Origin of the sequence: Bradyrhizobium sp. 139, assembly GCF_023074175.1 — a bacterium.
Classification (GTDB): domain Bacteria; phylum Pseudomonadota; class Alphaproteobacteria; order Rhizobiales; family Xanthobacteraceae; genus Bradyrhizobium.
The window spans coordinates 94,769-121,339 of record NZ_JADPKS010000037.1 but is presented as its reverse complement, the minus strand read 5'-3'; the positions used below and the strand labels follow the sequence as shown (position 1 = coordinate 121,339).

The window sequence follows — 26,571 nt, the reverse complement described above, 5'->3', positions numbered from 1 at the left end:
TGTGATGGAATAGAGAGGCCGCGGCGTACTGGATTCCCCGCCTTCGCGGGGAATGACGGCGACGTCTAATTCCCCGTCACGCGAAAGCGCAGCGGCTTCGGGCCGACGAGCGTCAGCACGTCGCCCTGGCGCTTCCAGGTCTCGACGCTGCCGAGCGCCGCGACGAGATCGTCGTCGGCCTGGGCCCTTGCCGGCGGGCAGGAGCGGTCCTGGATCTGGCCGGGGACGAAGATCACGGTGTTGCCGGCGACCGAGAACTGGCCCTTGCCGCCCTTGCACCAGAGCTCCAGCACGACTTCGCCATTGTCACCGATCTCGATGTTCGGAATCCGCTTCGAGCCGGGCTGCGGCAGGGCCTCCAGCGTCATCTCGGTACCGAACGGAAAACCGTCCTCTGCACGCGCGAGCGTGGACGTCGCGAGCATTGCAACCGTCGCACACACGATCTGCTTGAGCGAAACCATGAGACCTCTCGACCGACCTGATTTGCGGAATCTTCTACAAGAGGGCGGCGCCGTTGAGAAGGTTCGCGCACGCCGGATGCAAAAATCCCCGCAAGGCGGCGTAGCCCTGCGGGGATTTGCGTTGAAGCGAGCCGTTGCCTGCTACTTCAGGACCAGCGCCGTGAACGGATAGACGTAGGCCTGCAACGTCACGAGCACACCGACGAGGCAGGCCAGCACGATCGAATGCCAGAACACGAAGCGCAGAATCGTGCCCTCGTGGCCGTACCAATTGGTGGCGGTGGAGGCGACCACGATCGACTGCGCGTCGATCATCTTGCCCATGACGCCGCCGGACGAGTTCGCCGCCGCCATCAGGACCGGCGACAGGCCGAGCTGCTCGGAGGTGATCTTCTGCAGGTTTCCGAACAGCACGTTGGAGGCGGTGTCCGATCCCGTCAGCGCCACGCCGAGCCAGCCGAGCAGCGTGCCGAAGAAGGGATAGAGCACGCCGGTTGCCGCGAAGGCGAGGCCGAGCGTCGCGTCGACGCCGGAGAGCCGCGTCAGCGTGCCGATCGCGAGCATCGCCGAGATCGTGATCAGCGAGATCGCGCAGAGCCGGATGGTGCGGCCGTACTGGATCAGCAGCCTGCCCGGGCCGACGCCCATCAGGAAGCCCGAGATGATCGCCGCGATCAGCATGCCCGTGCCGGTGAACGAGAGATAGGTGAAGCCGAACACCGCGCTCTCTTTCGTCGGCCCTGGTGCGACCGGCGGCATCTTGTTGATCATCTGATGCAGCTCGGGAACGGGGTAGTTCCAGGTGAAGATCGAGTTCGCCCAGGTTTTGAATCCACCATTGCCCCAGATCAGCATCACGATGCAGACGATGATCCACGGCAGCAGCGCGCTGAACAGCTCGCTCTGCGTCAGCGGCGTCTTGTCGAGCGGTTTGGCCGCCGCCATAGTGGCGGCCGATTCATCGCGGCCGCGCAACGCCGGCGACAGCCAGAGCTGCCTGGGCTGCCACACCTTCAGGAACAGGATCAGCGCTCCCATCGAGATCAGCGACGCCCCGATGTCGACGATCCAGGGATTGATGAAGTTAGAGATCACGAATTGCGGGATCGCGAACGACACGCCGGTCACGAGAATTGCCGGCCAGACGTCCTTCATACCCTTCCAGCCCGCGAACGCCCACACCACCCAGAACGGAACGATCAGCGAGAAGAACGGCAATTGCCGTCCGACCATCGCGCCCAAGATGTAGGGATCGAGCCCGGTGACCGAAGCAAGGCCCTGGATCGGGGTGCCCAGCGCCCCATAGGCGACCGGCGCGGTGTTGGCGATCAGCGACAGGCCGCTTGCTGCCAGCGGCGAGAAGCCGAGGCCGATCAGCACCGCACCGGTGATCGCGACAGGCGTGCCGAACCCGGAAGCGCCCTCGAAGAACGCGCCGAAGGAGAACGCGATCAGCAACAATTGCAGCCGCCGGTCCTCGGTGACGCCGCCGACCGCACGCTTGAGCAGTTCGAAGCGTCCGGTGGTCACCGTCACCTGGTAGAGGAAGATGACGTTGAGAACGATCCAGCCGATCGGGAAGAAGCCGGTCACGATGCCCAGCACCGAGGCGCGGATCGACATGTTCGCCGGCATGGTGAAGACGAAGATCGTGATCAAATTGGCCACGATTACGGCGATGACGGCGGCAATATGAGCCTGGACGCGGCCGCTCGCGATCAGGACCAGCAGTGTGACGACAGGGATTGCCGCCGCGATCGTCGACAGCACAGGGCTGTGCAGCGGATCATAGATTTGATTCCACATGGTCTTTCCTCCCCCACGCATGTTTGCGGCAGGCGGCCCGCGTGGAGAGCCGATCCTGCTTGACGCTGGAAGCGATAACCCCCGAGTTGGACGCGAATTCCTCGCGAATGCGGCGGTTCCCGTCCGCTCACAAGCTCGCGACACCCCGAAGCACCCCGCCCCGCGCCGTCGAGTCCCATGCTAGGGTTGCAAGCTGCGACAAGCCAACGCAAATTGCAGAAATTGCGACTTTAGTCTAAGCGCGCCCATTGCAGCCATTGCCTCAGCCATTTGGCTCCGGGCATTTGTGCGCATCCCCCTAGGAGACCCAGCTCTGTGAAGAACATCAGCGCCACGCTCGTGATCGTCTGGCGAATCGCCGCCCCCTATTTCCGATCGGAGGACAAGTGGGCCGGCTGCGGCCTGCTCGCCGCCGTGGTCGCGATGGAGCTGGCGCTGGTCGCGATCGACGTGCTGGTGAACCAGTGGCAGAACCGGTTCTACAGCGCGCTCCAGGCCAGCGACTGGGACGCGTTCGTCACGCAGATCTGGATCTTCATCGCCCTCGCCTCCACCTATATCGCGCTGGCGGTCTACAAGCTGTATCTGAACCAGTGGCTCCAGATCCGCTGGCGGCAATGGCTGACCCGGCACTATCTCGGCGAATGGCTGCAGGGCGCCACGCATTACCGCATGCAGCTCAAGGGCGATGCGGCCGACAACCCGGACCAGCGCATCACAGAGGACGTCAAGAACTTCGTCGAGCAGACCCTGACCATCGGGCTCGGGCTGTTGTCGTCGATCGTAACGCTGTTCTCGTTCGTGATCATCCTCTGGGGCCTGTCCAACGCTGCGCCGCTGCACCTGTTCGGCACCGACCTCATGATCCCCGGCTATCTCTGCTGGGGCGCGATGATCTACGCGATCTTCGGCACAGCGTTGACGCACTGGATCGGCGCCCCGCTGGTCAACCTCAATTTCGAGCAGCAGCGCTTCGAGGCCGACTTCCGCTTCAACCTCGTCCGCGTCCGCGAGAATTCCGAGCAGATCGCACTGCTCAAGGGCGAAGGCGCCGAACGCGGCCGGCTGCTGGATCGCTTCGGCTTCGTGATCGGCAACTGGTACGCCATCATGAGCCGGACCAAGCGCCTCACCGCGTTCACGGCGAGCTATCAGCAGGCCGCCGTGATCTTCCCCTACGTGCTGGTGGCACCGGCCTTCTTTGCCAAAAAGATCCAGCTCGGCGACATGATGCAGACCGCGTCTGCCTTCTCCAGCGTACAAGGCGCACTATCGTTCTTCGTGACGGCGTACCGGTCGCTGGCGGAATGGCGCTCGATCGTCGCGCGCCTCGACGGCTTCGAGATGTCGGTCGATGCGGCCGCGAACCTGCCCGCCCATGAGCCGGCGATAGCACTTAAGGCGACCGGCGGCAGCCGCAATATCGACCTTGAGCAGCTCTGCGTGAACCTGCCGAGCGGCACGCCGTTGGTCGCCGCCGACGCCTTCGCCATCCAGGCGCCGGAGCGCGTGCTGGTGACCGGCCCGTCGGGCTCCGGCAAGTCGACGCTGTTCCGGGCCATCGCCGGCATCTGGCCGTTCGGCACCGGCACCATCTTCATCCCCAAGAAGGCGAAGCTGATGATGCTGCCGCAGCGCCCCTATTTCCCGGTCGGCGTGCTGCGCGACGCCGTGGTCTATCCCGCAGCGCCCGGCACGTTCGAGACCGCACGTGTCAGGGACGCGCTGATCGCGGTCGGGCTGCCCGACCTCGCCGAGCGGCTCGACGAAGAGAGTCACTGGAACCGGATGCTGTCGCTCGGCGAGCAGCAGCGTCTGGGGCTTGCGCGCGCACTGCTGCACGTGCCGGACTATCTGTTCCTGGACGAGGCCACGGCGTCACTGGACGAGCCGTCCGAGGCCCGGCTCTACCGGCTGCTGGCGGAGAAGCTGCCACAGGCGACCATCGTCTCGATCGGCCACCGCTCGACGCTCGATGCCTTCCACACCCGCAAGGTGACGATGGTGAAGGATGGCGCGATCCACGTCCTCGCAGATGTCGGCAAGCCGGCTGCCGCCGAGCCGAGCGGAGTGCGCTGAGGGCAAGATCCCAGACCCCTGATGGTGGGAAGCCCGCCTGAGGCGGGCGTCTCGAACCATGCAGGCCGAGCACCCGCGTGGCCCCAAAGCAAAAGGGCGGCAGGTTGCCCTGCCGCCCTCATCAAGTCTCCTCGGGAAGAAACTTACTTCAGGTTGCTCATCGCCGTCAGGTCGAACGAGAGCTTGGCGATGCCGGTGGCGCCGCACCAGTTGGAGCCGACGCCCGACGGATTGATCGCCGTCAGGTAGGTGCCGGTCGAAGCGGTCAGGTTGCCGCGAGCCGCGAAGTCGCTGGTGAAGGCGTTGCAATCACCCTTGGAAAGATTGGTGTCGGAGTAGCGCAGGTCCAGCGTGGCGACCTTGTAGGTGAAGCCGATGCCGATGTTCCAGGTGTTGTAGTCGGCGTACTTGATGCCGTTCGGGAAGGTCGCCGTGCCGTAGAAGCTGTCGGAGGTGCCGAGCCACTGACGACCGAACTCACCCGACACATACATGCCGACGCCGCTCGCGCCGAAGGTCGTGCTGGGCGCGATGTACTTGCCGACGACCGAAGCGTAGTTGCCCCAGGCACCCGAGTTCAAATAGCTCGGGGTGTAGTATTCGGTGAAGCCGAACGACCAGTTGTCGTTCACCGTATAGGTGCCCTTGCCGTAGACTTCGAAGAAGCTCAGGTCCTTCTTGATCACGTTGGTGTTGAGCAGGGCCTTCTCAGCGCAGCCAGCGCCATGGTCCACGCCGGCAAAGTCGATGCCGGTGCCGCCGAAATAACAGGTGCCGCCCGGATACAGGTAGCCCCAGACACCGATGTCGAGCGCGAACGCACCGAAGGTCGGGCGGATACCGCCGTAGATGTCGATTTCGCCGGCAGCGCGGTTCGGGAAGGAGATGCTCTCACCGGACACGCCGATATAGAGCTGGAGGTCCTTGGTGACGTTGTAGCGCGGCTCGAAATAGGCCGTGACCGACGGCTTGTGGTTCGACTGGGTGATACCGCGGAAGACGTAGTCGCTCATGATCGCGCCGCCGAAGGCGACATCCCAGGGGTCAAAGGCGGGCGGCGGCGGGGCCTTCAGTGCCTTCACATGCAGATCTGCCGCGAAAGCCGAACCCGTCGTCACCATTGCCAGCGCCGTTGCCAACAAAGCCATTTTTTTCATTTCGATCCCCATCACCAGTTCTTAGACCCCAGTCGATCCGGAAGCCCCCCGGCGCTCGACCTGATTGCAAATTTCGTAACTGCGGCAATCTGGATTGAAGGGCGTGAACCGAGAAGCAAAAATCACGGGCATCTGCCGACTTTTTAGGCGTTCCGACGATTCCACGAAAGGTTGTCAGCGTGTGTTGCTTCGCGACCACATTATTTGCTTTCAAAGGCGCACAGAGCCGCCCGGATTAATACGCGAGCCTCCGGCGCAGTGGTGCCTGTGCCACGAATCAGACTGACGCGAGAAACGACAGCCGCCCGAGACCATTGTGACGATGCAAAAGGCCGCAGCGTCACCGCCGCGGCCTTCCTGTTGTCGATCGTTATCGTCGGGATGGACCCAGTCTTCGGCCTAACCTTGGGCCTAACGTTGGGCCAACGTTGGGCCTAACCTTGCCCGTCGGCCGACGTCGGCTCCGCAGAAGACGAAGGCATCGCCCAGCTTGTCTCGGCGGCGGGCTCGGGAGCCGGAGCTGCCACCGGCGCTGACGGCTTCCGCGCAGGAGCTGCCTTCGCCTTCTTCGGTGCCGCTTTCTTTGCGGCCTTCTTCGGTGCAGCCGGCTTAGCAGCCTTCTTGGCCGACTTCTTCGCGGTCTTCTTGGCGGCCTTTTTTGGGGCGGCCTTCTTGGCAGATTTCTTTGCAGACTTCTTGGCAGACTTTTTCGCGGACTTCTTGGCTGCCTTCTTCGCGGTCTTCTTCGCCGCTACAGCCGTCTTGGCCTTTTTGGCCTTCTTGCTTTTTTTCTTCTTCGCTTTCGCCATCGTGGTCCTCCTGTTGCCGCCGAACAATGGTCGATCGGGCGTCTTCAGCCGTCACCTCCGGACGAAGGCTCAGCTCGAGGCATTCAATGCCGGCCGCGACCCGCCCGTAGCCCAATCGAGAAGCTCAATCGTGTGTACGACCGGAACTGACGTGCCACTGGCAATCTGCACCATGCAGCCGATATTGCCCGTGGCAATCATGTCCGGCTTGAGGCTAGCGATATTGGCGACCTTGCGATCGCGCAACCTGCCCGCAAGCTCGGGCTGGAGAATGTTGTAGGTCCCCGCCGAGCCGCAACACAAATGGCTCTCCGGGACATCTTTCACCACGAATCCATTCTTGGAAAGCAATTCTTTCGGAAGGCCCGTGATTTTCTGCCCGTGCTGCAACGAACACGCGGAGTGATAGGCGACGACGATGCTGTCCTGTCGCGCGGCCGGTTCGAGTCCGAGAGCGGCGACATATTCGGTGATGTCCTTGGCGAGCGCGGAGACCTTCGCCGCATCGGCCGCGAACGCTTGATCCTCGCGCAAGAGATAGCCGTAGTCCTTGATCACCGTGCCGCAGCCGGACGCCGTCACCAGGATGGCGTCGAGTCCCTCTCCGGCCGCCTCCGCACACCACGCCGCGACATTGGCGCGAGCCCGTTCCAATGCATCGCGGTCGTTGCCGAGGTGATGGGTCAGCGCGCCGCAGCACTGCTCGTCCCTGACCAGGACGACCTCGATGCCGTGGCGGGTGAGAAGGCTGATGGCGGCCTGGTTGATGCGCGGCGCCAGCACCTGCTGGGCGCAGCCTTGCAGTAGCGCGACCCGACCGCGCTTCTTGCCGAGTGCCGCGAACACGCTGCCCGGGAGCGGGCCGGGCGGCGGCAGCCGGTTCGGGGCCAGCGCCAGCATCGCCTTGAGGCGCTGGATCAGGCCGGGCGTCGCCGACGGCCGCGGGGTCGGCAGGAACACGGCAAGGGGCCGCGCCAGCCGCGCCAACCACATGCTGGCGCGGAAGCGCCGCGGGTCCGGCAGGACAAAGGCCAGCACCTGGCGCAGCAGCCGCTCAGTCAGCGGCCTCCGGTAGCGCTGCTCGATCCTGACCCTGGCCTGGTCGACGAGGTGCATGTAATTCACCCCTGAGGGGCAGGTCGTCATGCAGGCCAGGCACGACAGGCAGCGGTCGACATGCTTGACCACCTCGGCCGTCGGGGTCTGGTCCTTCTCCAGCATCTCCTTGATCAGGTAGATGCGGCCGCGCGGGCTGTCGAGCTCGTCCCCGAGCAGCACATAGGTCGGACAGGTTGCAGTGCAGAAGCCGCAATGGACGCAGGCGCGCAGGATCTTGTCGGCTTCCGCGATGTCTGGGTCGGCGAGCTGCGCCAGTGAGAATTCGGTCTTCATGCCGCAGCGCCCCGTGTCAGCCGCCCCCGGTTGAGAATGGCCTTCGGATCGAAACTGGCGCGCACCCGCTCGCTCAGCGCGGCAACGCCAGGCGCCTGCGGATGGAATACGTCGACACCGCGCCTGACGTCTTCGGCCGCCCGGATCAGCGTCGCATGTCCGCCAAGGGCATCTGCGCGCTGGCGCACGGCCGGGGCATGCGCGTCCGCCTTCGGTGGCAGCGCCGCCCAGATCAGCCCGCCGCCCCAATCGTAAATCACGTCGCCACCGGTCTCCCGCACCAGCTGGGTCCCCAGCGCCGCGCCGGAGGCCGGCGGACAGACGATCCGCCATACCGGCCAGGCCCCGAGCGCACCGTTGGCCGCGAACGGCAGGACGTCGCGGATCGTGGCCCACAATACGGCAGAGGCTGCATCCTCGACCAGCGTCGCGGTTCCGAACGGCGCCAGCAATTCGCGCAGCGAGCCGGCGCGATGGGCGGCCGAAGCCGTGATGCCCTCGAGCCGCAGCACGGTCAGCGCTTCGCCCTGGCCGGCGGTGTCGCCAAGCCCGTCGGTCTTGGCCCGCAACGCCGATTTCGGCAGATGCGCGGCAGCAGAGACATCGAAGGGCGAACCGAGTGCCGCGGTCATCGCCTTGTTGGCGGCGGCATCGTCAAGCCCGCGCAGCAGCAGCGTCCGCTCTGCTTCCGGCTTCGGCATCACCTTGAGCGTGACTTCGGTCATCACCGACAGCGTGCCCCAGGACCCCGCCAACAGCTTGCAGAGATCGTAGCCGGTGACGTTCTTCACCACCTTGCCGCCGGTCTTGAAGCTGTCGCCGAAACCGGAGACGGCATGCGCCCCGAGCAGGTGATCGCGCGCCCCGCCCGCCCTGATCCGGCGCGGACCGGCGAGACCGGCCGCGATCATGCCGCCGATGGTTCCGAGCGCGGGCGTGCCGAGCAGCGGCGCCGTATTCATCGGCTCGAAGGCGAATTGCTGGTTCTTGGCATCGATCAGCGACAGCACGTCGGCCAGTGGCGCACCGGTCTGCAGCGTGACGATCAGCTCGTTCGGTTCGTAAGACGTGACAGCATTCAACGCGGAGACGTCGAGCACGGCATTGGTCGCCATCGCATGGCCGATGCCGCGCTTTGAGCCATGGCCGATGATCTCGAGCGGCTGCTCATTGGCAATCGCCGCGCGCACCACCTCTTCGACGTCTTTGGCGTCACGTACCTTGAGCGTATCCACCACTGAGCCGGTAGCGAAATTCGCGGCGGAAATCAAATGTCGTGCGGCCGCGGAACGCCTTGATCACCCGACTTCGTCCGACTGTACAGGAGGCGTCCTGAAGGGTCGCGGTGCGCGGGTCCTCTCCTCGCCCTCATCCTGAAGGCGGCGAGTGCGGTGCGATAGGAACATGCGCCATGCGCTTCCGTTTAGGGTTCGGATCCGGACAGTTCTCATTCATCACCGGGGACAGCCTCGAACGAAAGGACGCTCATGACCCTACGCGGCGCCCGGCCCGATCGCTTGGACATCAGCGATGCTGACATCCCGAAAGAGCTGGTCGCAGCCGTCAGGCAGCGCAGTGCCGTGCTCTTCGTCGGAGCAGGTCCATCGATCAGCGTTGGGCTGCCGTCCTGGCAATCCCTCATCGATCATCTCACCAAGGAGCTATCGCTCGATCCATCCGACCTCGCCAGTTCGCCGGCAAGCCACTACTCGCTGGCGGAATACTACCGGATTGTCCATGGCAGCATCGGGCCGCTTCGCAGCTGGATGGATCGAAACTGGAAGGTTTCAGAAGATCGCGTTTGCCGCTCGAAGATGCACGAATTGATCGTGTCGCTTGATTTTCCGATCATCTACACCACCAATTTTGATCGCAACATCGAGGCAGCCTTCGCCGCGCACGGTCGTGACTTCATCAAGGTCGCGAATGCGCGGGATATCGCCAAGATCAGGGAGCGCGTGACGCAAATCGTGAAATTCCACGGCGATTTCGACGATGACGACTCGCTCGTGGTCACCGAGACCGACTATTTCAACCGCCTCGCCTTCGACAGCCCGCTGGACGTAAAATTTCGTGCCGATGCGCTCGGCAAAACCGTACTCTTTATCGGCTACAGCATGCGCGATCTCAACATCAGGCTGTTGCTGCACAATCTGTGGAGGACCTGGCACAATTCCGGACACGAGCAGGATCGGCCGCACTCATTCGTCTTCATGTCCGAACCAGAGCCTGTGCAGGAAGCCGTTCTTTCCGGGTGGGGGATCAAGGTGCTGTCGAGCCGGCACGGGACTCCCGACAAGAGCCTGACGGATTTCCTGCAGCGGCTGCTTGATGCCGCCGGCCGGCAGGACCACACCCAAGCCGAAGCGGGCAATCGCGGCTGACCTAGCAGGGAAAGAAGGCGGGGTTTCCGTTCAAGAAAATCAAGGCGAGGGTCGCCACTCGGCTCACGGCAAGCCTGTCGCTCAGGTAAGCCGGTCGAGATTGCCGAACGGCTTGAGATCGCCTGTCTCCTCGCTAGGCTGCTCCCCTTTATTCTCCTGATCCTTGCCTTCCTCGTGCAGCGCCTGATCGCCAACGATTTCGCCCGCGATCTGTTTGGTCTTCCCTACGATCCGATCTTTGACGGCTCTCGTCTTACTCATCGCTGCTCCATTCGATTAGGTGTGTCGGATGCGATTGAGGCGTAGATCACGGAGCATTTTCACGACCTTCGCCTCGGCTCATGACTTTCCGGAGTTCAAGCAGTTCATATGCATGCCCGGCAAGCGTCTGTAGCTAACGAACTTGCGCGCCCGTGATTGGTTCATCGCGCGATAACGGATTATCCGGATCTTTTCGCGGATCGCATGTCTCGATTTGCTGCTGTTCGCGCATAACACTTCGACGTCTGTCGAACCATAAACGCCCGGGTTTCGCTATCCATCGAACCTGCCGCAACCTGGCGCGGCGACCACCTGCGATGAGGAGTTCCATCATGACCCAACAGGCAACGAACCGGCAAACCATCGGTGAGGCGACCAGTGACGGCGGCCTTCTGGTCGTGGCGCAATGGGAAGCGAAGGCGGGAGATGCCGATAGCGTCGCCGAGATCCTGCGCGGCTTCCTTCCGGAAGCGCAAAGTGAGCCCGGCGTGAAGTTGTTCCTGATCAGCCGCGCCAAGGATAATCCGGCGCAGTTCCTGTTCTACGAGCTGTTTCGCGACGAGGCAGCCTTCAAGGCGCATCAGGAGAGCGCGCATTTCAAGAACTACATCGCCGCACAAGCCCTGCCGCTGCTGGCGAAGCGCGAGCGCACTCAATACGCGCTGATATGAGCAGCAGCGTTCGAGCGGGCAGCGGAGGCACGACCTCCGCTGCCTCCGCGGTCGTCCCCGTCAGAACCGCGGGATGTCGGGAAACGCCAGCTTGCCCGCATGGACATGCATGCGGCCGAGCTCGGCGCAGCGGTGCAGGGTCGGAAACACCTTGCCGGGATTGAGCAGGCCCTGGGCGTCAAAGGCGCATTTCAGGCGCTGCTGCTGGTTGAGGTCGATCTCGCTGAACATCTCCGGCATCAGATCGCGCTTCTCGATGCCGACGCCGTGCTCGCCGGTGAGCACGCCGCCGAACTCGACGCAGGCGCGCAGGATATCGGCGCCGAACGCTTCGGCGCGTTCGATCTCGCCGGGCTTGTTGGCATCGTAGAGGATCAGCGGGTGCAGATTGCCGTCGCCGGCATGGAACACGTTGGCGCAGCCGAGCCGGTACTTTTCCGAAAGCTCGCGGATGCGGGCGAGCGCCTTCGGCAGCGCGCCGCGGGGAATCGTGCCGTCCATGCAGAGATAATCGGGCGAGATGCGGCCAACGGCCGGAAACGCGGCTTTGCGGCCGGCCCAGAACAAATTGCGCTCGGCTTCCGAGGTCGAGATCTGGCAGGTGGTCGAGCCGCAGCCGTTCGCGATGGCCTCGACGCGGGTGATCAGCTCGTCGACCTCGATCTTCGGACCGTCGAGCTCGATGATGAGCAGCGCTTCGACATCGAGCGGATAGCCGGCATGAACGAAGGCCTCCGCAGCGTGGATCGCCGGCCTGTCCATCATCTCCATGCCGCCTGGGATGATGCCGGCGCCGATGATGTGCGCCACGCATTCGCCGGCCGCCTCGACTTGCGCGAAGCCGACCATCAGTGCGCGTGCCGTTTCCGGCTTTTGCAGGATGCGCACCGTGATCTCGGTGATGACGCCGAGCAGGCCTTCGGAGCCGGTGATGACGCCCATCAGGTCGTAGCCGGGGTTTTCCGCCGACTTGCCGCCGATGCGCAAAATCTCGCCGCTCATCAGGACAATCTCGCAACCGAGCACGTTGTTGGTGGTCATGCCGTATTTCAGGCAGTGCACGCCGCCGGAATTTTCCGCGACATTGCCGCCGATCGAGCAGGCGATCTGCGAGGACGGATCGGGCGCGTAGTAGAAGCCGGCATGCGCAACCGCCTGACTGATCGCCAGATTGGTGACGCCGGGCTCGGTGACGACGACGCGGTTGTCGAAGTCGATCTCGCGGATGCGCTTGAACTTGCCGAGGCCCAGCAGCACGCCGTCTTCGAGCGGCAGCGCACCGCCGGACAGTGAAGTGCCGGAGCCGCGCGGCACCACCTTGATGCCCTGCCCGGTACAATATTTCAGGATGAGCGAGACCTGCTCGGTCGTGTCGGGCAGCACCACGACCATTGGCGGCTGCCGGTATGCCGTCAGCCCGTCGGATTCGTAAGCCCGCATCTCGGAAGCGCTGTCGATCACGCCCTCGCCGGGCACGATTGCGCGCAATGCAGCCACGATCTCGGCGCGGCGCGCGAGCACGGCCCGGTCGCTCGCAGGCATCATGATGGCCATAACATATCCTTCATGGCATATCCTTCCGGCTCACGCCGCACGATCAATTTGTCGCGGCAAATCAACCACGTCCGCGGTGGTTTGGGTAGGCCATCCGAAAGTCGGATCGACGATCTTGCACGAGTTCGCTCTGGGACAAGTAGGAAATCGTGAAACCTGTCATGGTTTCGTGGCTTGTCCAAGCCGGGCGGGCCTGCCAAAACCGGCAGGTCCGACGATTGCCGACAGGCAACACAGATCAGGCCAGACCCACCAGGGAAGAGACGAAGAGCACCCGATGAAAAAACTGACTTTTGGCGCACTGACGATCCTCACCGTGACTGCCACGGCCTCCACTGCGATGGCGCAGGATGTCGCGGCCGGCAAATCGTCGTTCAACAAATGCCTGGCCTGCCACGCCATCGGCGAAGGCGCCAAGAACAAGGTCGGCCCCGAGCTCAACGGCCTCAACGGCCGCAAGTCGGGCACCGCGCCGGACTACAACTACTCGGATGCGAACAAGAATTCCGGCATCACCTGGGACGAAGCCACGTTCAAGGAATACATCAAGGACCCCAAGGCCAAGATCCCCGGCACCAAGATGGCGTTCGCCGGCATCAAGAACGAGACCGAGATCAACAATCTCTGGACCTACGTCTCGCAGTTCGACAAGGACGGGAAAATCAAGCAGTAAGCGCGTGAGAGGCGGCCGCTAATCCGCGGCCGCCTGCACCGGGACGATCTTCCCGATCATCGTCTCGATCTCCGTCTTCACGAGATCCGGCACCGCGTTCTGCACCATGTGGCCGAGATCGGGCAGCGCGATCAGCTTTGCATTCGGCACCATCGCGGCGAAGGGACGCGCGTGGATGTTGGTCGACACCGTCTTGTCGAGCTCGCCGGCAATGATCGTGACCGGCGCCGATATCTCACCATAGCGCGAAACTTGCGCAGCCACCGCTTCCTTCAGCGTCACCAGATCACAGGCATTGGCGATGAACTCGCGCGGGCGCAGCAGCAGCGGAGTTGCGGAGTCCCGCACGAAACCATCAGGCATCATCTGCGGCAGGAAGACGCTGCGCGCACCGGCCTCGGCAACGAAATACCCCAGCGGCAGCGTGACGGTGTAGGCGAGCAGCGGCCCGATCACGGGCGTCGCGATGATCTCGTTGTAACGGCCGACGCCGCCGCGCCAGGGATGCGTGACCGGGGCCAGCATGACGAGGCCGGCAACCCGGCTCGGATGATCGAGCGCCAGCCGCGCGCCGAGCGCCCCGCTCCAGGAATGCACGACGACGATCGCGCGATCGATCCCGAGCTTTCCGAGCGCCTCATCGATCATCCGCGCCTGGATCTGCGGCGTCGAATCCTGCCGCCGCATCCGCGTGCTCCAGCCGTGGCCGGGACGGTCGATCAGGATGACGCGATGGTCTTTGGCAAGGAGGTCGCCGAGCGGACGCCGCATCGCTTCGAGATTGGAGCTCGCGCCGTGCAGCATCACGATCGGCATGCCGTAACCGCGCGGACCGATATCGACGACATGAAGCACAGCGCCGTCGACCTCGACCATCCGGCCCTGAGGCGGAAAGGCGCGTTGCACGGCGAGGACGCCGGCCTGCGTGAGCAGCGCCAGCAGAACCAGCGCGGTCACGACTGACATCACGAACATGGAGAGAATCCGGGCGATCCAGGGCACCTGGCAGTTACGAGACTTGCCGGGCGGCAGTTTCGCTCCATCAGGCCCCGCACTCCACCTGAAATCCTGGGCTGTGGATATGTGCATAATTCCAGCAGGAAAAAAGCAAACAAAATCAATCACATTCCCAGCAGCGCGCAAGCCTCAGGCCAGCTTCATGCAGTCGTCATCCCGGCATCCATATAATCGCCACGGTCGGTTCCGCCATCTAGACGCGGGTGGGCGCCGTTCCTCCTCGCAATCCACAGGAACGCGGGAACGACCGGCAGATTGTCCTGGTTCGAACCGGAGGGTTTTTGATGAGCGTCAGATCGAATGACACCGCGATCGAGGAGATTGTCGCAAGCTGCAACGGCGACCTGCGCGGTGCCGTGCGGGCGCTGCTCCTGATCAACGAGCATCTCGAGGCGGAGCTTGCAAGGGCCTACGCTGCAGCCGCCGATCGCGGCCTCGTTGAGCGCGGCGGTAGCGCCCTGCACTAAGTGCAGGCTAGTTCGTACCGTCCTCGTCCTTTTCCTCGTCGGGCGTGACCGCCGGGCAGGCGCGGATCGTCGAGCGGGCAAGCTTGGCATCGGCCCTGGACTTGTAGGGACCGTCGCCGAACCAGATGTCGCCGTCGATCACGGGATTGCTGGTTACGATGTTGCATCTGCCGGTGGCGCGATTGCCGACCACCCAGAACAGTCCGTCGGCGAGACTCACCGTGCCCGACGCGAGCAGCAAGACACCTGCAAAAATCGAACGCTTCATGGCTGTGCTCCTGCCATGCAGGTAGGCCTGCGCGTCCGTCGACAATACCCCTGAGAATGCCGCACGTGCGATCGTAGTTAATCCGCGCACGCTGCGATCCCTCGGGAATTGTTCAACTTATCGGCTAGATGTCGCGGCCTTCGATCTTCTCGGTCAGCGCCTTGACCTGGTCGGGGATCTTGTCGAGGTGCGGATTGACGGCGAGTGCCTTGCGGTAGGCCTCGAGCGCACGTTTCTCGTCGCCGACCTCCTGCATGATCATGCCGAGGCCTGCGAGCGCGCCGAAATGGCGAGGCTCCCGGATCAGCACCTCGCGGATGTCGGCAAGCGAGCGGCCGTAGTCGTTCTGCATGTAGTAGAGCGTGGCGCGCCGGTTCCAGGCCTCGATGTAGTCGGGCCGCAGCTTGATGACCGCATCGAGCAGCTTGATCGCGATTTCGATCTTCTGCGCATCGACCGCGGTCTTGGCCCGCGCCATCAACAGCCCCGCGGTGTCGCTCGGGGTGTGGATCCAGATCGCCCAGATCCGCGCCTCGACATGCTTGGCGCTGGCTTCGTCGGGCGCCGCCTTCAACGCGCCGAACAGAAAATCGAGATTCTTGGTGCGATCGACCTTGGGCAGCTTGGCCGGCGCTTCGGGAAGCTTCTTCTGCTGCTTGCCGGGCGGGGTCGGCGGATCAGCCTGCGCCAGCGCGGGAGCGAGACCAGCGGCTCCCAGAACGAAAGCCAGACACACGGTGCGCGCGAATGAGAATCTCACTGCCATGGTCAAAGTCTAAACGCACAAAGCCGCCCTTGCAAAGCAGGGGCGGCGTCAAACTCGTGTGAGACCGTGGTCTTGCGCGCGCGGAGGCGACCGGCAGGGCGAAAGATCAGCCCTGACGAGCCTTGAAACGGCGCTGCACCTTGTTGATCACATAGACCCGGCCCTTGCGGCGGACCAGGCGGTTGGCGCGATGGCGACCGCGCAGCGATTTCAGTGAGTTACGGACCTTCATGGCAAAATCCTGAACGTTCGAAAGGCCGTGTTCGGCACTACCGTTTCGGCACGCGCGAATGTGGCAAAATGAGATTTTCCCGCTGGCAGACCGACCGCCCGGGACGGGGCGGTTCTTAAGGCATGGGAGCACTGGATGTCAATGTTAACTGCCCGGTTCCGGACCAGCAAATTCTTGAAAACAACCCCATGCAAAGTAGAAGCGGCCGGATCGGCCCGATTTGCCGACTGGAGTTCCGCCCGCAACGACGCCTTGCCAAATTCGTTATATCATATAATCAATTCGGCAACCCGTCGGGAGAAAACCATGCCGAAGCTGAAGTTGCCCAATATCGACGACGTCGTCGCCATCGACATCCACACCCACGCCGAAGAGCCCTGCGGCACCCATCCCGACGACGGCTATGACGATTTCCAGGCGCAGATGGCGGACTACTTCAAGTCGCCGCACAAGCATCCGCCAACCGTGCCAGAGACCGCGGCTTATTACCGCTCCAAGAACATCGCCGCCGTGATCTTCCCGGTCGACGCCGAGCGCGAGACCGGCTTCCGCCGCTACAACAATTACGAGATGCTGGAGGTCGCCTCCGAGCATCTCGACGTCCTCATCCCCTTCGTCTCGATCGACCCGCATAAGGGCAAGCTGGGCGTGCGTGAGGCGCGCAAGCTGATCGAGGAATACGGGGTGCGCGGCTTCAAATTCCATCCGACTATGCAGGGCTTCTACGCCAACGACCGCATGGCCTATCCGCTCTATGAAGAGATCAACAATGGCGGTGCGATCGCGCTGTTCCACACCGGCCAGACCGGAGTCGGTTCGGGCATGCCCGGCGGCATGGGCATGCGGCTGAAATTTTCCAACCCGATGTACATGGACGACGTCGCGGCTGATTTCCCCGATCTCAAGATCATCCTCGCCCACCCATCCTTCCCCTGGCAGGAAGAGGCGCTGTCGGTCGCGACCCACAAGCCGAACGTCTATATCGACCTCTCCGGCTGGTCGCCGAAATATTTCCCGCCGATCCTGGTCCGCTACATCAACTCGATCCTCCAGGACAAGATGCTGTTCGGCTCGGACTGGCCGGTGATCACGCCGGACCGCTGGCTGTCGGATTTCGCCAAGATCGACATCCGCGACGAGATCCGGCCGAAGGTGCTCAAGGCCAACGCGCGCAAGCTTCTGGGGATCTAGGCGCGTACTCATCGCCGTAGTGCATTGAGGGTTTCGATCCCAGCGATCGAAGCCCTCACGCTCAGATGTTGGTCGCTAGACGTGATCGCCCCGTCCGCCCAAAATGGAGCAGCAACTATGGTGTGAAACGCGGGTCCATTGAGAGCGCCGATCGAGCGACGTAATCAATCTCGCCCCGTCCAATCCCGATATCCTTTAGCTCTCTGTCGCTCAGATCGTCCAGCGCAGCACGCAGCCTCTCGCGTTTGCGCCATTCACGAAATGCATTCCAATATGCCTCGAGGGGACTGCAAGGCTGCCGCCTCGCCGTTGCTGGTCCAAACTCACTGTTTCCGTGGATGGTGCTCATTGCAGTGTCCAGGTTGGTCTATTTCTGCCAAGCGAGATTGCCGGCAAATCCCCTGGCGCGCTTAACAGTTGGCTTACATTTCCTTTACCGACAGCTTATTCTTGGGTTTCAGAGGTGGCCGCGAGAGGGAATGCAGCTTGCGTTTTCTGTTTGAGGATTACGCATTGGATACCGACAGGCGCGAACTGCAGCGCGCAAGGGAAGAGGTCGTTGTCACACCCCAAGTATTCGACCTGATTGAATACCTGATCCGGAACAGGGAGCGCGTCGTCAGCAAAGACGACCTCGTCAGCGCCGTTTGGAAGGGTCGCATCGTCTCGGATGCCGCGCTAACGACTCGCCTGAACGCCGCCCGGAGCGCAATCGGCGACACGGGCGAGAAACAGCACTTGATCAAAACATTGCCGCGCAGAGGTTTCCGCTTCGTTGGCGCAGTGCAGGAAGACCGGATGCCCGCAAATGAGACGATTGGCCTAATTGAGCGAACCGGCGAAGCGCCGCCGCGCCTGTCCATCGTCGTGCTACCCTTCGCGAACCTGAACGGTGATCGTGAGCAGGACTATTTCGCGGACGGTATAACCGAGAGTCTGACCACGGACCTGTCGCGCATCGGTGGTTCATTTGTAATGGCACAGAACAGCGCCGTCTCATACAAGGGCAGAGCTGTCGATGTGCGCCAAGTCGGCCGCGAATTGAATGTTCGCTACGTGCTCGAAGGCTCAGTGCAACGCAGCGGCAAGCGACTTCGGATGAATGTTCAGCTGATCGATGCCAGGAGCGGCCAGCATCTTTGGGCCGAGCGCTTCGAGAAGCCTGTCGTCGACCTGTTCGATATGCAGGACGAAATCGTATCGAGGCTCGCCGGCACATTAGGTGCCCAGCTCATCGAGGCTGAGGCGCGACGAGCCGAGCGTACGCTGCATCCCGATGCGATGGACTTGTGCTTCCAGGGCCGGGCCTGGTTGATGAAGGGGATTAGCCTTGAATGCGTGACGCAAGCGCGGGGCTTCTTCGAGCGCTCGCTGGAGTTCGATCCCGGCAACGTCGAAGCAATGATTGGTCTGGCAAATGTTGATACGGTAGTTGGAGGTAGCTTTACGACAGATGATGGGCCCGCGCGGCTTGCGGCGGCCGAGGCGATGGTGAGCAAGGTATTGTCGATTAGGCCGAACAGTGCCTCAGCCCACATGGCTCGGGGTTGGGTCCAGACCTTTACGAACCGGGCCGCCCAAGGCATCCGTGAGTTCGAACATGCGTTGGCGCTGGCTCCGAATTTGGTCCACGCTCATGCTGCCCTTGGTTTCGCCAAATCCTACCTAGGTCGCGCTACCGAGACCGAAGGCCATATACTCGAAGCTTTACGGCTCTCTCCTCGCGACGTTTTCGCCTACCAGTGGGCGTGTTTTGCGGGCGTGGCCAAGCTGCTGCTTGGTTCAGACGTCGAAGCCGTCAGTTGGCTGCGACGAAGCACCGAGGCGAATCGTAACTTTCATCTCGCTCATATATCGCTCGCCGCTGCCTTGGCCTTGACCGGCGCGCTCGATGAGGCGCGAACTGCTGCGAGAACGGGACTTGCGCTCAACTCAGGTTTCACCATTGGTTGCTTGCTCGCAGCTCAACAAAGCGACAATCCAATTTACCTTGCCGGGCTGCAGCGCTTGTGTGAAGGCTGGCGCCTCGCTGGCGTGCCGGAAGGGTGATGAGCGCTCCGGGTCTGAAGTCGACTTCAGCGCGTTCCTGCCCTACGTCGTCTTTGGGTCAAAAGCGTCGATCTAGCGCTCGCCTGCGAATTTCCGGTTGATCTCTAAGAACCGACAAGCCGCCGATCACGCTTGCAGTGGTACAAGTCCGCCGTGCTTTGGTAAGCTGACGACTATGCGTACTCCCAAGCGCAGTTCTTATGACCACAAACGGCCCGGAAGGACAACCCATGAGCCTCAAAGCCGTGGTCTTCGATGCCTACGGAACGCTCTACGACATCCAGTCCGTCGCGGAGACCACTGAGGATGCCTTTCCGGGCTACGGCGAGATCATCACGCAGATCTGGCGGATCAAGCAGCTCGAATACACCTGGTTGCGCTCGCTGATGCGGCGCTACCAGGACTTTGCCGCGGTCACACGCGACTCGCTCGCCTATACGCTCCGGGTGCTCGGGCTGAGCTATGACGGCGAAGTGTTCGAACGCCTCATCGAGAAGTATCTGCACCTCGATCTCTATCCGGACGCGACCGATGCGCTTGCGGCGCTGAAGCCAAGGAAACTCGCCATCCTCTCCAATGGTAGTCCGGACATGCTGAACGCGCTCGTGCGCAACTCCGGGCTCGACCGCCTGCTCGACGCCACGATCAGCGTCGATACGAAGAAGATCTTCAAGCCGAGCCCGGACGCCTATGAGCTGATCGGCGAGGTGTTCGGCACCGCGCCGAACGAGGTGCTGTTCGTCTCGTCCAATCCCTGGGACGTGGCGGGCGCAAAGTCGTTCGGGCTGAACGTCGCCTGGATCGAGCGCGTGACGCCCGAGGCGGTGGCGCTGGCTTGCGTCGAGAACGAACTCGTGGCACCGCTGACGATGTTCAAGGCGATCCGCACCCAGATGGACGAGCTTGGCTTGGCGCCGGACCACCGCGTCCGTTCGCTGTCCGAGCTGCCCGGGATCATCTAGGGATGACCCAGGGATCGCCGCCCGCACGTGAGACACCTGAATGAGCCTGGAATCCGTTCGCGCCTTCTTCGCCGAGAAAGCTCCCGACATATCCGTGATTGAATCGCCGATCAGCTCGGCCACGGTGCCGTTGGCCGCCGAGGCCTATGGCGTCGAGCCCGGACGGATCGCCAAGACGCTATCATTGCGCATCGGCGAGCGCGTCATCCTGATCGTCGCGGCCGGCACCTCGCGCATGGACAACAAGAAGGTGAAGGCGGCGTTCGGCGGCAAGCCGAAGATGCTGGGACTGGAAGAGGTCGCCGGAATCACCGGCCATGAGGTCGGCGGTGTCTGCCCGTTCGGGCTGAAATCACCGCTGCCGATCTACTGCGATGTGTCGCTGAAAGCGTTCGACATCGTCGTTCCCGCCGCGGGGTCGACCCACAGCGCCGTGCGCATCGCGCCCGACCGGATGGCCGAGCTTGTCGCGGCCGAATGGATCGACGTTTGCGAAGTCAGATCGTAACGCGCGCTAATCGTCCTCATCGTAAGGCCGCGGCGGCGCGGGCGGAGGCGGCGGCGCAGCGTTGTAACGCGGTGAGGGCGCCGCGCGATTGCGCGGAACCTGCTGCTGCGGCTGCATCTGATTGTTGGACTGGAACACTGCCCGGCAGCCGCTCGAAAGCTGTGGCGTGTTCTGCTGCAGACAAGCCGTGATGCGGCTCACGTCTGGAATATGGTCGCTGCACAGCCGCCACACATCAGGCGTACACGCCATCTGCTGTTCCATCGTTCCGCGATACTCTTCGGCGGAGGCGGCGCCCTGCGCGACGGTGCCACCGATCGCAAGCGCGACACCCAGCGCAATCCGCTCTGTTCGCATGTCCCGATCCTTCTCGATTCCCTCAAATTCTCATCAAACAATGAGGCGGGAGCCGGTTCTGGACCAACAACAAAATGTGAAAGCGTGGCTGGAACCTACTCCACCTTGCCGATCTTCTTCACCGCCGCGATCAGCCGCGCGCTGTCGGTGGCGACGAACTCGGAGAAGGCCGGCGCGTCCTGATAGGCGACGAGACTGCCCGAGGCCTCGAACGACTTGAGCACGTCGGGACTCGTCATCACCTGCGCCATCGCTTCGCGCAGCCGACTCGCGACCGGCGCCGGCAGCGAGCTCTGCGCGAACAGGCCGGCCCAGATGTACATCTCGACATCCTTGTAGCCGAGCTCCTGGAAGATCGGCACGTCAGGAAAGCTCGCGATGCGCTGCGCGCCGCAATTGCCGAGCACGCGGAGCTTGCCATCGTCGACCTGCGGCTTCAGCGTGCCGGGTGCGGCTGCAATCGCCTGCACGGTACCGCTGAGCAGCGCGGTCAGCGCCGGGCCCGCGCCGCGGAACGGAACATGCAGCAATTTGATATCGGCGCTGCTCGCGAACATCTCCATTGCGACATGCAGCGTTCCGTAAGGACCGGACGAGCCGTAAGTGATCTGGCCCGGGCGCTTCTTCGCATCCTCGACGAAATCCTGCGCCGTCTTCCACGGCGCCGATGCCGGCACCGCGAGCAGCGTCGGATCGGCGAGCACGCGCGCGATCGGCATGAACTGCGAGATTTCGTAGGCAACGGGACGGTCGAACAGACGGTCGGCTTCGGGGAGCACCGCAAGCGAGGACAGCGTCATCAGCAGCGTGTAGCCGTCAGGCTCGGCGCGCGCCGCCGCGGCGTTGCCGACCGAACCGCCGCCGCCACCGGCGCGGTTGTCGACGATGACGGGCTTGCCGAGGATCCGCTCCAGCGCCATCGCCACGGGACGCGCGGCTAGATCAGCCTGACCGCCCGCCGGAAACGGCACGATCAAAGTGATGTTGCGCATCGGATAGGTTTGCGCGAAGGCCGGCTCAGGCAATGCAGCCCGCAACAACGGAAGTGCGGCAACGGCCCGCAAGAGATCACGTCGATCCATCATAGTCCCCTCGCCCCCGGTTTTCTTTGTTTCGCCAGCCTAACGTGCCACGCGGCAAGAACAAGGCGTTAACGAAGCATTGACCATGTCCGGGCCCGCCCGGAACGCATCCGTGAACCCACTGTTGCCCTCCCAGGGAGTGAGTGATGCGGAATCTTGCGACCATCGACATCGCCTTGGACGAGATGCTGGTGAATCTCGCCGCGATCGTCCTGCGGCTTTCGAAGCCCGAATTGACGCGAACGCCGGAAGCGCGGCACGCCCTGGCGCAATCCGTCCACCAATACGCGGTGTGCGCGGCACGCTCGACCGACCCACGTGTTCACGAATTGAAGTCGCAGTTGGAAGAGACGCTGAAGCCGAGGCTGCGCATTGTTGCTAGCGACGGCGTGAAGGTGTCGTAGTCAGAGGTGGTGGGCTCGCTTCGCTTTGCCCGCCCTACGATAGCCGTTCGGAGGATAGACAAGCGAGATCTCGTAGGGTGGGCAAAGGCGCGCTCTTCGCGCGCCGTGCCCACCATCATTCTCCGAACTGCCCCGCCAGATCCCGCATGTCCCTCCCCAATCCACTGGAAGAGTGCCCTGGTCGACGTAGCGATGGAAGCTGCTGAGGGACCAATCGCGCACGCGCGTGACGAGGCCATGCTTCACAGGGTTGAAGTGTATGTAATCAACGTGCCGCGCCAAGTCCGCGTCGTCGCGAATGGCGTGCTCCCAGTAGCGTCGTTGCCAAATGCCTTTTTCGCGTTTTCTCGATTTACTTATCGAGCGCATTTGCGCCTCCAAACCTCGCGAAAAACCGCCCTTGATCAGATTCCATCGCGACGAAAAGTCGGCGTCATCCTCCGGAAGCGACCAAATGGCATGAAGATGGTCGGGCAGAATGCAGATCGCGACGGTCTCGAACGGGCGGCGCTGCTGAACGGTATGATAAATTCGTCTCAGGCGATCAGCTCGATTAACGAGCAACGTGCTCGACCGGTCTGCCAGCACAACCGTGAAGAAGAATGCATTGCCTCTTGCTCGACGGTATTGAGGCATGTTGCATGCTTCTCGACGAGAGTGGTGGGCACGGCGCAAGAGCGCCTTTGCCCACCCTACGATAGCTACCCCGCTTTGACACCCTTCTTAGGCCGCCACTTGCACGTGCCCGGCAACTTCGCGACGAGAAAATCGCCGAGCGCCTCAACGCGTGCGGGGCGCGGGCCGCCGGGCGGGGTTACGAGATGCACGGCGCCTTCGGCCTGCTTCCAGTCCTTCAGGATCACTTCGACCTCGCCGGAGGAAATCGCCTCGCCCACGATGAATTCTGGCAGTTCGGCGATGCCGAGACCGGCGATCAGCGCCGGCATCACCGCTTCGCCGTTATTGACACGAAGCTGTCCGCCCGGACGCACGCTCGCCTGCTCGCCTGCCGAATTGGTGTAGTGCCAGACATTGGGCGTCGAGAGATAGGCGTAGCTGAAGCATTTGTGCTCGGCCAGATGCATCGGATGCGTCGGCCGGCCGTGGCGCTTGAGATAAGACGGCGCGGCCACCGTAAAGCGCGGCATGGTGAAGAGCCGCCGTGCGATCAGTGACGAGTCCGGCAGCCGCGCGATCCGCACCGCCATGTCAAAGCCCTCGCCGATCAAATCGACGGTCGCATCGCTCAGATGCAGATCAACCGAGACTTCCGGATAGGTCTCGAAAAATTCCGGCAACAGCGGCGCCACCGCCTTGATCCCGAACGTCATGGGCACCGCGAGCCGCACCAGGCCGCGCGGCGCCACCGATTGCGCCAGCGCCTCGTTCTCGGCCGCCTCGCCGTCCACGAGCAGACGCGTGGCGCGTTCAGCGAGCTTGTGCCCGGCATCGGTCAGCGCGAGCCGCCGCGAGGTGCGGTTGAACAGCCGGGCACCGAGCCGCTCCTCCAAACGCGTGACCGCCTTGGACACAGTCGCCTTGGACATCGCGAGCTCGCTCGCGGCTCCCGCAAACGACCGTAATTCCACAACTTTTGCGAAAATCGCGAGCGCCTCGAAATCCGGAAGTTTTGCCATAAGAACCATTCCAATTGGGGGCGTTATAGGAAACAATGCGTTTCAACAGTTTCTATTTCTACACCACAGGCGAAGACTTATCCAAGGGCCATCAGAAGTTCAGGAATGGAGAAATCCAATGACCAAGAAGCTCTCAGGCAAGGTTGCTCTCGTCACCGGCGGTTCGCGCGGCATCGGCGCGGCCTCTGCCCGCGCTCTCGCCGATGAAGGCGCGGATGTCGCCATCAGCTATGTCGCCTCCCCCGAAAAGGCCGAAGCGGTGGTCACCGATCTGAAGGCCAGGGGTGTCAAGGCTCGTGCCTTCAGGGCCGACCAGGCCTCAGCCAAGGACGTGACGCAGCTCGTCAACGATGTCGCGAAGGAATTCGGCCATCTCGACATCCTCGTCAACAACGCCGGTGTCGCCGCAGGCGGCGCGATCGACGATGCCAACGCCGATACGGACGCGCTGACGCGGCAGGATGCGATCAACGTGCATGGCGTGATCGCGGCAATCCGCGCCGCATCGCAATTGATGGGTGAAGGCGGCCGCATCGTCACGGTCGGCTCGATGCTGGCCGACCGCGCCTCGTTTCCGGGCCTTGCCGACTACGTCGCCACCAAGGCGGCCGTGGTCGGCTACACCAAGGGCGCGGCACGCGACCTCGGCCCGCGCGGCATCACGGTGAACGTGGTGCAGCCCGGTTCGATCGACACCGACATGAACCCGAAGGACGGCGGCGAGTTCGCCGAGACGCAGCGCAAGCAGCACGCGCTGCAGCGCTTCGGCCGCCCGGAAGAAGTCGCAGCCGGCGTCGTCTTCCTCGCGAGCCCGGAAGCCTCCTTCGTCACCGGCACGGTGCTCAACGTCGACGGCGGTTTCGGCGCCTAGCCGCCACCCGTCCAACACAAGGAATGACGCAGATGATCGAACTCAGACCTTTCGCAAAGCTCGGCGGCGCCGATCACGGCTGGCTCAAGGCCAAGCACCATTTCTCCTTCGCCAGTCACTATGACCCCAACAACATGGGACACGGCGCCTTGCGGGTGTGGAACGACGACGAGATCGCGCCGAACACCGGCTTTCCCGCCCATCCTCACGCCAACATGGAAATCATCACCTATGTGCGCGAGGGCGCGATCACCCATCAGGACAGCCTCGGCAACGAGGGCCGCACCGAGGCGGGCGACGTGCAGGTGATGAGCGCCGGCAGCGGCATCCGCCACTCCGAGTACAATGTCGAGCCGAACAAGGCCCGAATCTTCCAGATCTGGATCGAGCCGACGGTGCGCGGGGGACAGCCGACCTGGGGTTCGAAGCCTTTTCCGAAGGCGAACCGCTCCGGCAAGCTGGTCACCATCGCGAGCGGCTTCGAGGATGATACGGACGCGCTGCCGATCCGCGCCGATGCGCGGGTGCTCGCCACCACGCTGAAGGCCGGCGAAACGGCTGAGTATTCGGCCAAAAAGTCGCGCCACCTCTATCTGGTGCCGGCGGCAGGTGCGGTCGAGATCAACGGGGTGCGCGTCAACGCCCGCGACGGCGCCGCGATCCGCGACGAGGACAGGCTGCAGATTACGGCGCTGGAAGATTCGGAGATCGTGCTCGTCGACGCGGCGTAGCAACACAACAACTCGTCATGCCCGGCCTTGAGCCGGGCATCCATCGCTCTTCGGGAATGTCTTCCGAAGAAGGATGGATTGCCGGGTCAAGCCCGGCAATGACAGAGAAAAAATAACTCAACCCACCAAATCTGAATTCAACGGAGACCATCATGACCAAAGTTCTCGTCCTCTACTACTCCGCCTATGGCCACATCGAAGCGATGGCCAATGCCGTTGCCGACGGCGCGCGCGACGCCGGCGCCACCGTCGACGTCAAGCGCGTGCCCGAGCTGGTGCCGGCCGAGGTCGCCAAAGCGTCCCATTATAAGGTTGACCAGGCTGCGCCGGTCGCCAAGATCGATGACCTCGCCAATTACGACGCGATCATCGTCGGCACCGGCACCCGCTTCGGCCGCATGGCCTCGCAGATGGCGAACTTCCTCGATCAGGCCGGCGGGCTCTGGGCCAAGGGCGCGCTACACGGCAAGGTTGGCGGCGCCTTCACATCGAGCGCGACGCAGCATGGCGGCCAGGAGACGACGCTGTTCTCGATCATCACCAACCTCTTGCATTTCGGCATGGTGGTTGTCGGCATGAATTACGGCTTTGCCGGCCAGATGAAGCTCGACGAGGTCACCGGCGGCGCACCCTACGGCGCCACCACGATCACCGGCGGGGACGGCAGCCGCCAGCCCAGCGCAAACGAGCTTGCCGGCGCGCGCTATCAAGGACGCCAGATCGCGGAGACCGCGAAGAAACTACACGGCTAAGCTGCACGGGTGATGCGACGGGGCTGC

General features: G+C 63.1%; 29 protein-coding genes and 1 pseudogene. 13 read left to right on the top strand and 17 right to left on the bottom strand.

Annotation, left to right across the window (positions count from 1 at the left end):
- Positions 1-65: 65 nt before the first annotated feature.
- Together IVA80_RS10140 and IVA80_RS10135 are read right to left on the bottom strand one after the other, a co-directional pair.
- Positions 66-464: an META domain-containing protein gene (locus IVA80_RS10140; protein ID WP_247428725.1), complete on the bottom strand. Its 399-nt coding sequence runs from the start codon at positions 462-464 to the stop codon at positions 66-68.
- A 141-nt stretch (positions 465-605) separates the two neighbouring features.
- Positions 606-2,270, bottom strand: a complete 1,665-nt coding sequence (locus IVA80_RS10135) for an L-lactate permease (RefSeq protein ID WP_247428723.1) — start codon at positions 2,268-2,270, stop codon at positions 606-608.
- Positions 2,271-2,585: 315 nt separating this feature from the next.
- On the opposite strand from IVA80_RS10135, the gene IVA80_RS10130 reads away from it, so the two are divergent.
- Entirely contained in the window at positions 2,586-4,349 is a 1,764-nt protein-coding gene (locus IVA80_RS10130; RefSeq protein ID WP_247428720.1) for an ABC transporter ATP-binding protein/permease, read from the top strand.
- A gap of 143 nt (positions 4,350-4,492) precedes the next feature.
- Here the strand turns inward: IVA80_RS10130 and IVA80_RS10125 are convergent, their stop codons facing one another.
- From IVA80_RS10125 to IVA80_RS10110, 4 genes are all read right to left on the bottom strand, one after another.
- A complete protein-coding gene (locus tag IVA80_RS10125) occupies positions 4,493-5,506 on the bottom strand; it encodes a TorF family putative porin (protein WP_247428717.1) in 1,014 nt (337 codons plus the stop codon).
- Positions 5,507-5,940: 434 nt separating this feature from the next.
- Positions 5,941-6,315 (bottom strand): histone, encoded by a 375-nt coding sequence (locus tag IVA80_RS10120; protein ID WP_247428712.1) that lies wholly within the window; start codon positions 6,313-6,315, stop codon positions 5,941-5,943.
- Positions 6,316-6,384: 69 nt separating this feature from the next.
- Complete coding sequence (gene glcF, locus IVA80_RS10115; RefSeq protein WP_247428710.1) at positions 6,385-7,707, bottom strand: glycolate oxidase subunit GlcF; 1,323 nt, start codon at positions 7,705-7,707, stop codon at positions 6,385-6,387.
- A complete protein-coding gene (locus tag IVA80_RS10110) occupies positions 7,704-8,942 on the bottom strand; it encodes an FAD-binding protein (protein WP_247428707.1) in 1,239 nt (412 codons plus the stop codon). The genes glcF and IVA80_RS10110 overlap by 4 nt, the downstream gene beginning before the upstream one ends.
- Before the next feature lie 252 nt (positions 8,943-9,194).
- Between IVA80_RS10110 and IVA80_RS10105 the strand changes: the two genes are divergently transcribed.
- Complete coding sequence (locus tag IVA80_RS10105) at positions 9,195-10,091, top strand: SIR2 family protein (RefSeq protein ID WP_247428704.1); 897 nt, start codon at positions 9,195-9,197, stop codon at positions 10,089-10,091.
- An 81-nt stretch (positions 10,092-10,172) separates the two neighbouring features.
- On the opposite strand, the gene IVA80_RS10100 is transcribed toward IVA80_RS10105, so the two are convergent.
- On the bottom strand, positions 10,173-10,352 hold the full coding sequence (locus IVA80_RS10100; RefSeq protein ID WP_247428701.1) for a CsbD family protein: 180 nt from the start codon (positions 10,350-10,352) through the stop codon (positions 10,173-10,175).
- Positions 10,353-10,684: 332 nt separating this feature from the next.
- Here IVA80_RS10100 and IVA80_RS10095 point away from each other — a divergent pair, with 332 nt between their 5' ends.
- Positions 10,685-11,023 (top strand): putative quinol monooxygenase, encoded by a 339-nt coding sequence (locus tag IVA80_RS10095; protein WP_247428698.1) that lies wholly within the window; start codon positions 10,685-10,687, stop codon positions 11,021-11,023.
- A 60-nt stretch (positions 11,024-11,083) separates the two neighbouring features.
- Here IVA80_RS10095 and IVA80_RS10090 read toward each other — a convergent pair whose 3' ends face one another.
- Positions 11,084-12,577 (bottom strand): FAD-linked oxidase C-terminal domain-containing protein, encoded by a 1,494-nt coding sequence (locus IVA80_RS10090; RefSeq protein ID WP_247428696.1) that lies wholly within the window; start codon positions 12,575-12,577, stop codon positions 11,084-11,086.
- A gap of 277 nt (positions 12,578-12,854) precedes the next feature.
- On the opposite strand from IVA80_RS10090, the gene cycA reads away from it, so the two are divergent.
- A complete protein-coding gene (gene cycA, locus IVA80_RS10085) occupies positions 12,855-13,250 on the top strand; it encodes a cytochrome c-550 CycA (protein ID WP_247428694.1) in 396 nt (131 codons plus the stop codon).
- A gap of 18 nt (positions 13,251-13,268) precedes the next feature.
- Here cycA and IVA80_RS10080 read toward each other — a convergent pair whose 3' ends face one another.
- The gene (locus tag IVA80_RS10080; protein ID WP_247428691.1) at positions 13,269-14,225 is read right to left on the bottom strand and encodes an alpha/beta hydrolase; all 957 of its coding nucleotides are present in this window, start codon (positions 14,223-14,225) and stop codon (positions 13,269-13,271) included.
- Positions 14,226-14,551: 326 nt separating this feature from the next.
- On the opposite strand from IVA80_RS10080, the gene IVA80_RS10075 reads away from it, so the two are divergent.
- Entirely contained in the window at positions 14,552-14,734 is a 183-nt protein-coding gene (locus tag IVA80_RS10075; RefSeq protein WP_247428689.1) for a hypothetical protein, read from the top strand.
- Positions 14,735-14,741: 7 nt separating this feature from the next.
- Here IVA80_RS10075 and IVA80_RS10070 read toward each other — a convergent pair whose 3' ends face one another.
- The 3 genes from IVA80_RS10070 to ykgO form a co-directional block, all read right to left on the bottom strand.
- Entirely contained in the window at positions 14,742-15,002 is a 261-nt protein-coding gene (locus IVA80_RS10070) for a hypothetical protein (RefSeq protein ID WP_247428687.1), read from the bottom strand.
- Between the two features lie 124 nt (positions 15,003-15,126).
- Entirely contained in the window at positions 15,127-15,768 is a 642-nt protein-coding gene (locus IVA80_RS10065; protein WP_247428685.1) for a tetratricopeptide repeat protein, read from the bottom strand.
- A 106-nt stretch (positions 15,769-15,874) separates the two neighbouring features.
- Entirely contained in the window at positions 15,875-16,000 is a 126-nt protein-coding gene (gene ykgO, locus IVA80_RS10060; RefSeq protein ID WP_006611362.1) for a type B 50S ribosomal protein L36, read from the bottom strand.
- A gap of 306 nt (positions 16,001-16,306) precedes the next feature.
- On the opposite strand from ykgO, the gene IVA80_RS10055 reads away from it, so the two are divergent.
- On the top strand, positions 16,307-17,191 hold the full coding sequence (locus IVA80_RS10055; RefSeq protein WP_247428683.1) for an amidohydrolase family protein: 885 nt from the start codon (positions 16,307-16,309) through the stop codon (positions 17,189-17,191).
- Positions 17,192-17,306: 115 nt separating this feature from the next.
- On the opposite strand, the gene IVA80_RS10050 is transcribed toward IVA80_RS10055, so the two are convergent.
- Positions 17,307-17,540 (bottom strand): DUF1127 domain-containing protein, encoded by a 234-nt coding sequence (locus tag IVA80_RS10050; protein ID WP_247428679.1) that lies wholly within the window; start codon positions 17,538-17,540, stop codon positions 17,307-17,309.
- Between the two features lie 137 nt (positions 17,541-17,677).
- Here IVA80_RS10050 and IVA80_RS10045 point away from each other — a divergent pair, with 137 nt between their 5' ends.
- The 3 genes from IVA80_RS10045 to IVA80_RS10035 all read left to right on the top strand — a co-directional run bounded on the left by IVA80_RS10045 (position 17,678) and on the right by IVA80_RS10035 (position 20,710).
- The gene (locus IVA80_RS10045; protein ID WP_247428676.1) at positions 17,678-19,240 is read left to right on the top strand and encodes a winged helix-turn-helix domain-containing protein; all 1,563 of its coding nucleotides are present in this window, start codon (positions 17,678-17,680) and stop codon (positions 19,238-19,240) included.
- Positions 19,241-19,470: 230 nt separating this feature from the next.
- Complete coding sequence (locus IVA80_RS10040) at positions 19,471-20,202, top strand: haloacid dehalogenase type II (protein ID WP_247428673.1); 732 nt, start codon at positions 19,471-19,473, stop codon at positions 20,200-20,202.
- A 40-nt stretch (positions 20,203-20,242) separates the two neighbouring features.
- A complete protein-coding gene (locus tag IVA80_RS10035; RefSeq protein ID WP_247428671.1) occupies positions 20,243-20,710 on the top strand; it encodes a YbaK/EbsC family protein in 468 nt (155 codons plus the stop codon).
- Between the two features lie 6 nt (positions 20,711-20,716).
- On the opposite strand, the gene IVA80_RS10030 is transcribed toward IVA80_RS10035, so the two are convergent.
- Complete coding sequence (locus tag IVA80_RS10030) at positions 20,717-21,067, bottom strand: hypothetical protein (protein WP_247428669.1); 351 nt, start codon at positions 21,065-21,067, stop codon at positions 20,717-20,719.
- Positions 21,068-21,162: 95 nt separating this feature from the next.
- A complete protein-coding gene (locus tag IVA80_RS10025) occupies positions 21,163-22,149 on the bottom strand; it encodes a tripartite tricarboxylate transporter substrate binding protein (RefSeq protein ID WP_247428755.1) in 987 nt (328 codons plus the stop codon).
- A gap of 146 nt (positions 22,150-22,295) precedes the next feature.
- On the opposite strand from IVA80_RS10025, the gene IVA80_RS10020 reads away from it, so the two are divergent.
- A complete protein-coding gene (locus IVA80_RS10020) occupies positions 22,296-22,553 on the top strand; it encodes a hypothetical protein (protein ID WP_247428668.1) in 258 nt (85 codons plus the stop codon).
- Positions 22,554-22,668: 115 nt separating this feature from the next.
- On the opposite strand, the pseudogene IVA80_RS10015 reads toward IVA80_RS10020, so the two are convergent.
- Together IVA80_RS10015 and IVA80_RS10010 are read right to left on the bottom strand one after the other, a co-directional pair.
- Positions 22,669-23,189 (bottom strand): annotated as a pseudogene (locus IVA80_RS10015) (transposase).
- Between the two features lie 65 nt (positions 23,190-23,254).
- Positions 23,255-24,190: a LysR family transcriptional regulator gene (locus IVA80_RS10010; protein ID WP_247428666.1), complete on the bottom strand. Its 936-nt coding sequence runs from the start codon at positions 24,188-24,190 to the stop codon at positions 23,255-23,257.
- Positions 24,191-24,308: 118 nt separating this feature from the next.
- Here IVA80_RS10010 and IVA80_RS10005 point away from each other — a divergent pair, with 118 nt between their 5' ends.
- The 3 genes from IVA80_RS10005 to wrbA all read left to right on the top strand — a co-directional run bounded on the left by IVA80_RS10005 (position 24,309) and on the right by wrbA (position 26,544).
- A complete protein-coding gene (locus IVA80_RS10005) occupies positions 24,309-25,061 on the top strand; it encodes an SDR family oxidoreductase (protein WP_247428664.1) in 753 nt (250 codons plus the stop codon).
- Between the two features lie 32 nt (positions 25,062-25,093).
- Positions 25,094-25,792, top strand: a complete 699-nt coding sequence (locus IVA80_RS10000) for a pirin family protein (protein ID WP_247428662.1) — start codon at positions 25,094-25,096, stop codon at positions 25,790-25,792.
- A 152-nt stretch (positions 25,793-25,944) separates the two neighbouring features.
- Positions 25,945-26,544 (top strand): NAD(P)H:quinone oxidoreductase, encoded by a 600-nt coding sequence (wrbA, locus tag IVA80_RS09995; protein ID WP_247428660.1) that lies wholly within the window; start codon positions 25,945-25,947, stop codon positions 26,542-26,544.
- Positions 26,545-26,571 lie beyond the last annotated feature (27 nt).

Excerpts from the sequence above, each read along its gene's own strand:
- IVA80_RS10140 (WP_247428725.1), bottom strand. The coding sequence starts at position 464 with ATGGTTTCGCTCAAGCAGATCGTGTGTGCGACGGTTGCAATGCTCGCG.
- IVA80_RS10135 (WP_247428723.1), bottom strand. The coding sequence starts at position 2,270 with ATGTGGAATCAAATCTATGATCCGCTGCACAGCCCTGTGCTGTCGACG.
- IVA80_RS10125 (WP_247428717.1), bottom strand. The coding sequence starts at position 5,506 with ATGAAAAAAATGGCTTTGTTGGCAACGGCGCTGGCAATGGTGACGACG.
- IVA80_RS10120 (WP_247428712.1), bottom strand. The coding sequence starts at position 6,315 with ATGGCGAAAGCGAAGAAGAAAAAAAGCAAGAAGGCCAAAAAGGCCAAG.
- glcF (WP_247428710.1), bottom strand. The coding sequence starts at position 7,707 with ATGAAGACCGAATTCTCACTGGCGCAGCTCGCCGACCCAGACATCGCG.
- IVA80_RS10105 (WP_247428704.1), top strand. The coding sequence starts at position 9,195 with ATGACCCTACGCGGCGCCCGGCCCGATCGCTTGGACATCAGCGATGCT.
- IVA80_RS10100 (WP_247428701.1), bottom strand. The coding sequence starts at position 10,352 with ATGAGTAAGACGAGAGCCGTCAAAGATCGGATCGTAGGGAAGACCAAA.
- IVA80_RS10095 (WP_247428698.1), top strand. The coding sequence starts at position 10,685 with ATGACCCAACAGGCAACGAACCGGCAAACCATCGGTGAGGCGACCAGT.
- IVA80_RS10090 (WP_247428696.1), bottom strand. The coding sequence starts at position 12,577 with ATGGCCATCATGATGCCTGCGAGCGACCGGGCCGTGCTCGCGCGCCGC.
- cycA (WP_247428694.1), top strand. The coding sequence starts at position 12,855 with ATGAAAAAACTGACTTTTGGCGCACTGACGATCCTCACCGTGACTGCC.
- IVA80_RS10080 (WP_247428691.1), bottom strand. The coding sequence starts at position 14,225 with ATGTTCGTGATGTCAGTCGTGACCGCGCTGGTTCTGCTGGCGCTGCTC.
- IVA80_RS10075 (WP_247428689.1), top strand. The coding sequence starts at position 14,552 with ATGAGCGTCAGATCGAATGACACCGCGATCGAGGAGATTGTCGCAAGC.
- IVA80_RS10070 (WP_247428687.1), bottom strand. The coding sequence starts at position 15,002 with ATGAAGCGTTCGATTTTTGCAGGTGTCTTGCTGCTCGCGTCGGGCACG.
- IVA80_RS10065 (WP_247428685.1), bottom strand. The coding sequence starts at position 15,768 with ATGGCAGTGAGATTCTCATTCGCGCGCACCGTGTGTCTGGCTTTCGTT.
- ykgO (WP_006611362.1), bottom strand. The coding sequence starts at position 16,000 with ATGAAGGTCCGTAACTCACTGAAATCGCTGCGCGGTCGCCATCGCGCC.
- IVA80_RS10055 (WP_247428683.1), top strand. The coding sequence starts at position 16,307 with ATGCCGAAGCTGAAGTTGCCCAATATCGACGACGTCGTCGCCATCGAC.
- IVA80_RS10050 (WP_247428679.1), bottom strand. The coding sequence starts at position 17,540 with ATGAGCACCATCCACGGAAACAGTGAGTTTGGACCAGCAACGGCGAGG.
- IVA80_RS10040 (WP_247428673.1), top strand. The coding sequence starts at position 19,471 with ATGAGCCTCAAAGCCGTGGTCTTCGATGCCTACGGAACGCTCTACGAC.
- IVA80_RS10035 (WP_247428671.1), top strand. The coding sequence starts at position 20,243 with ATGAGCCTGGAATCCGTTCGCGCCTTCTTCGCCGAGAAAGCTCCCGAC.
- IVA80_RS10030 (WP_247428669.1), bottom strand. The coding sequence starts at position 21,067 with ATGCGAACAGAGCGGATTGCGCTGGGTGTCGCGCTTGCGATCGGTGGC.
- IVA80_RS10025 (WP_247428755.1), bottom strand. The coding sequence starts at position 22,149 with ATGGATCGACGTGATCTCTTGCGGGCCGTTGCCGCACTTCCGTTGTTG.
- IVA80_RS10020 (WP_247428668.1), top strand. The coding sequence starts at position 22,296 with ATGCGGAATCTTGCGACCATCGACATCGCCTTGGACGAGATGCTGGTG.
- IVA80_RS10010 (WP_247428666.1), bottom strand. The coding sequence starts at position 24,190 with ATGGCAAAACTTCCGGATTTCGAGGCGCTCGCGATTTTCGCAAAAGTT.
- IVA80_RS10005 (WP_247428664.1), top strand. The coding sequence starts at position 24,309 with ATGACCAAGAAGCTCTCAGGCAAGGTTGCTCTCGTCACCGGCGGTTCG.
- IVA80_RS10000 (WP_247428662.1), top strand. The coding sequence starts at position 25,094 with ATGATCGAACTCAGACCTTTCGCAAAGCTCGGCGGCGCCGATCACGGC.
- wrbA (WP_247428660.1), top strand. The coding sequence starts at position 25,945 with ATGACCAAAGTTCTCGTCCTCTACTACTCCGCCTATGGCCACATCGAA.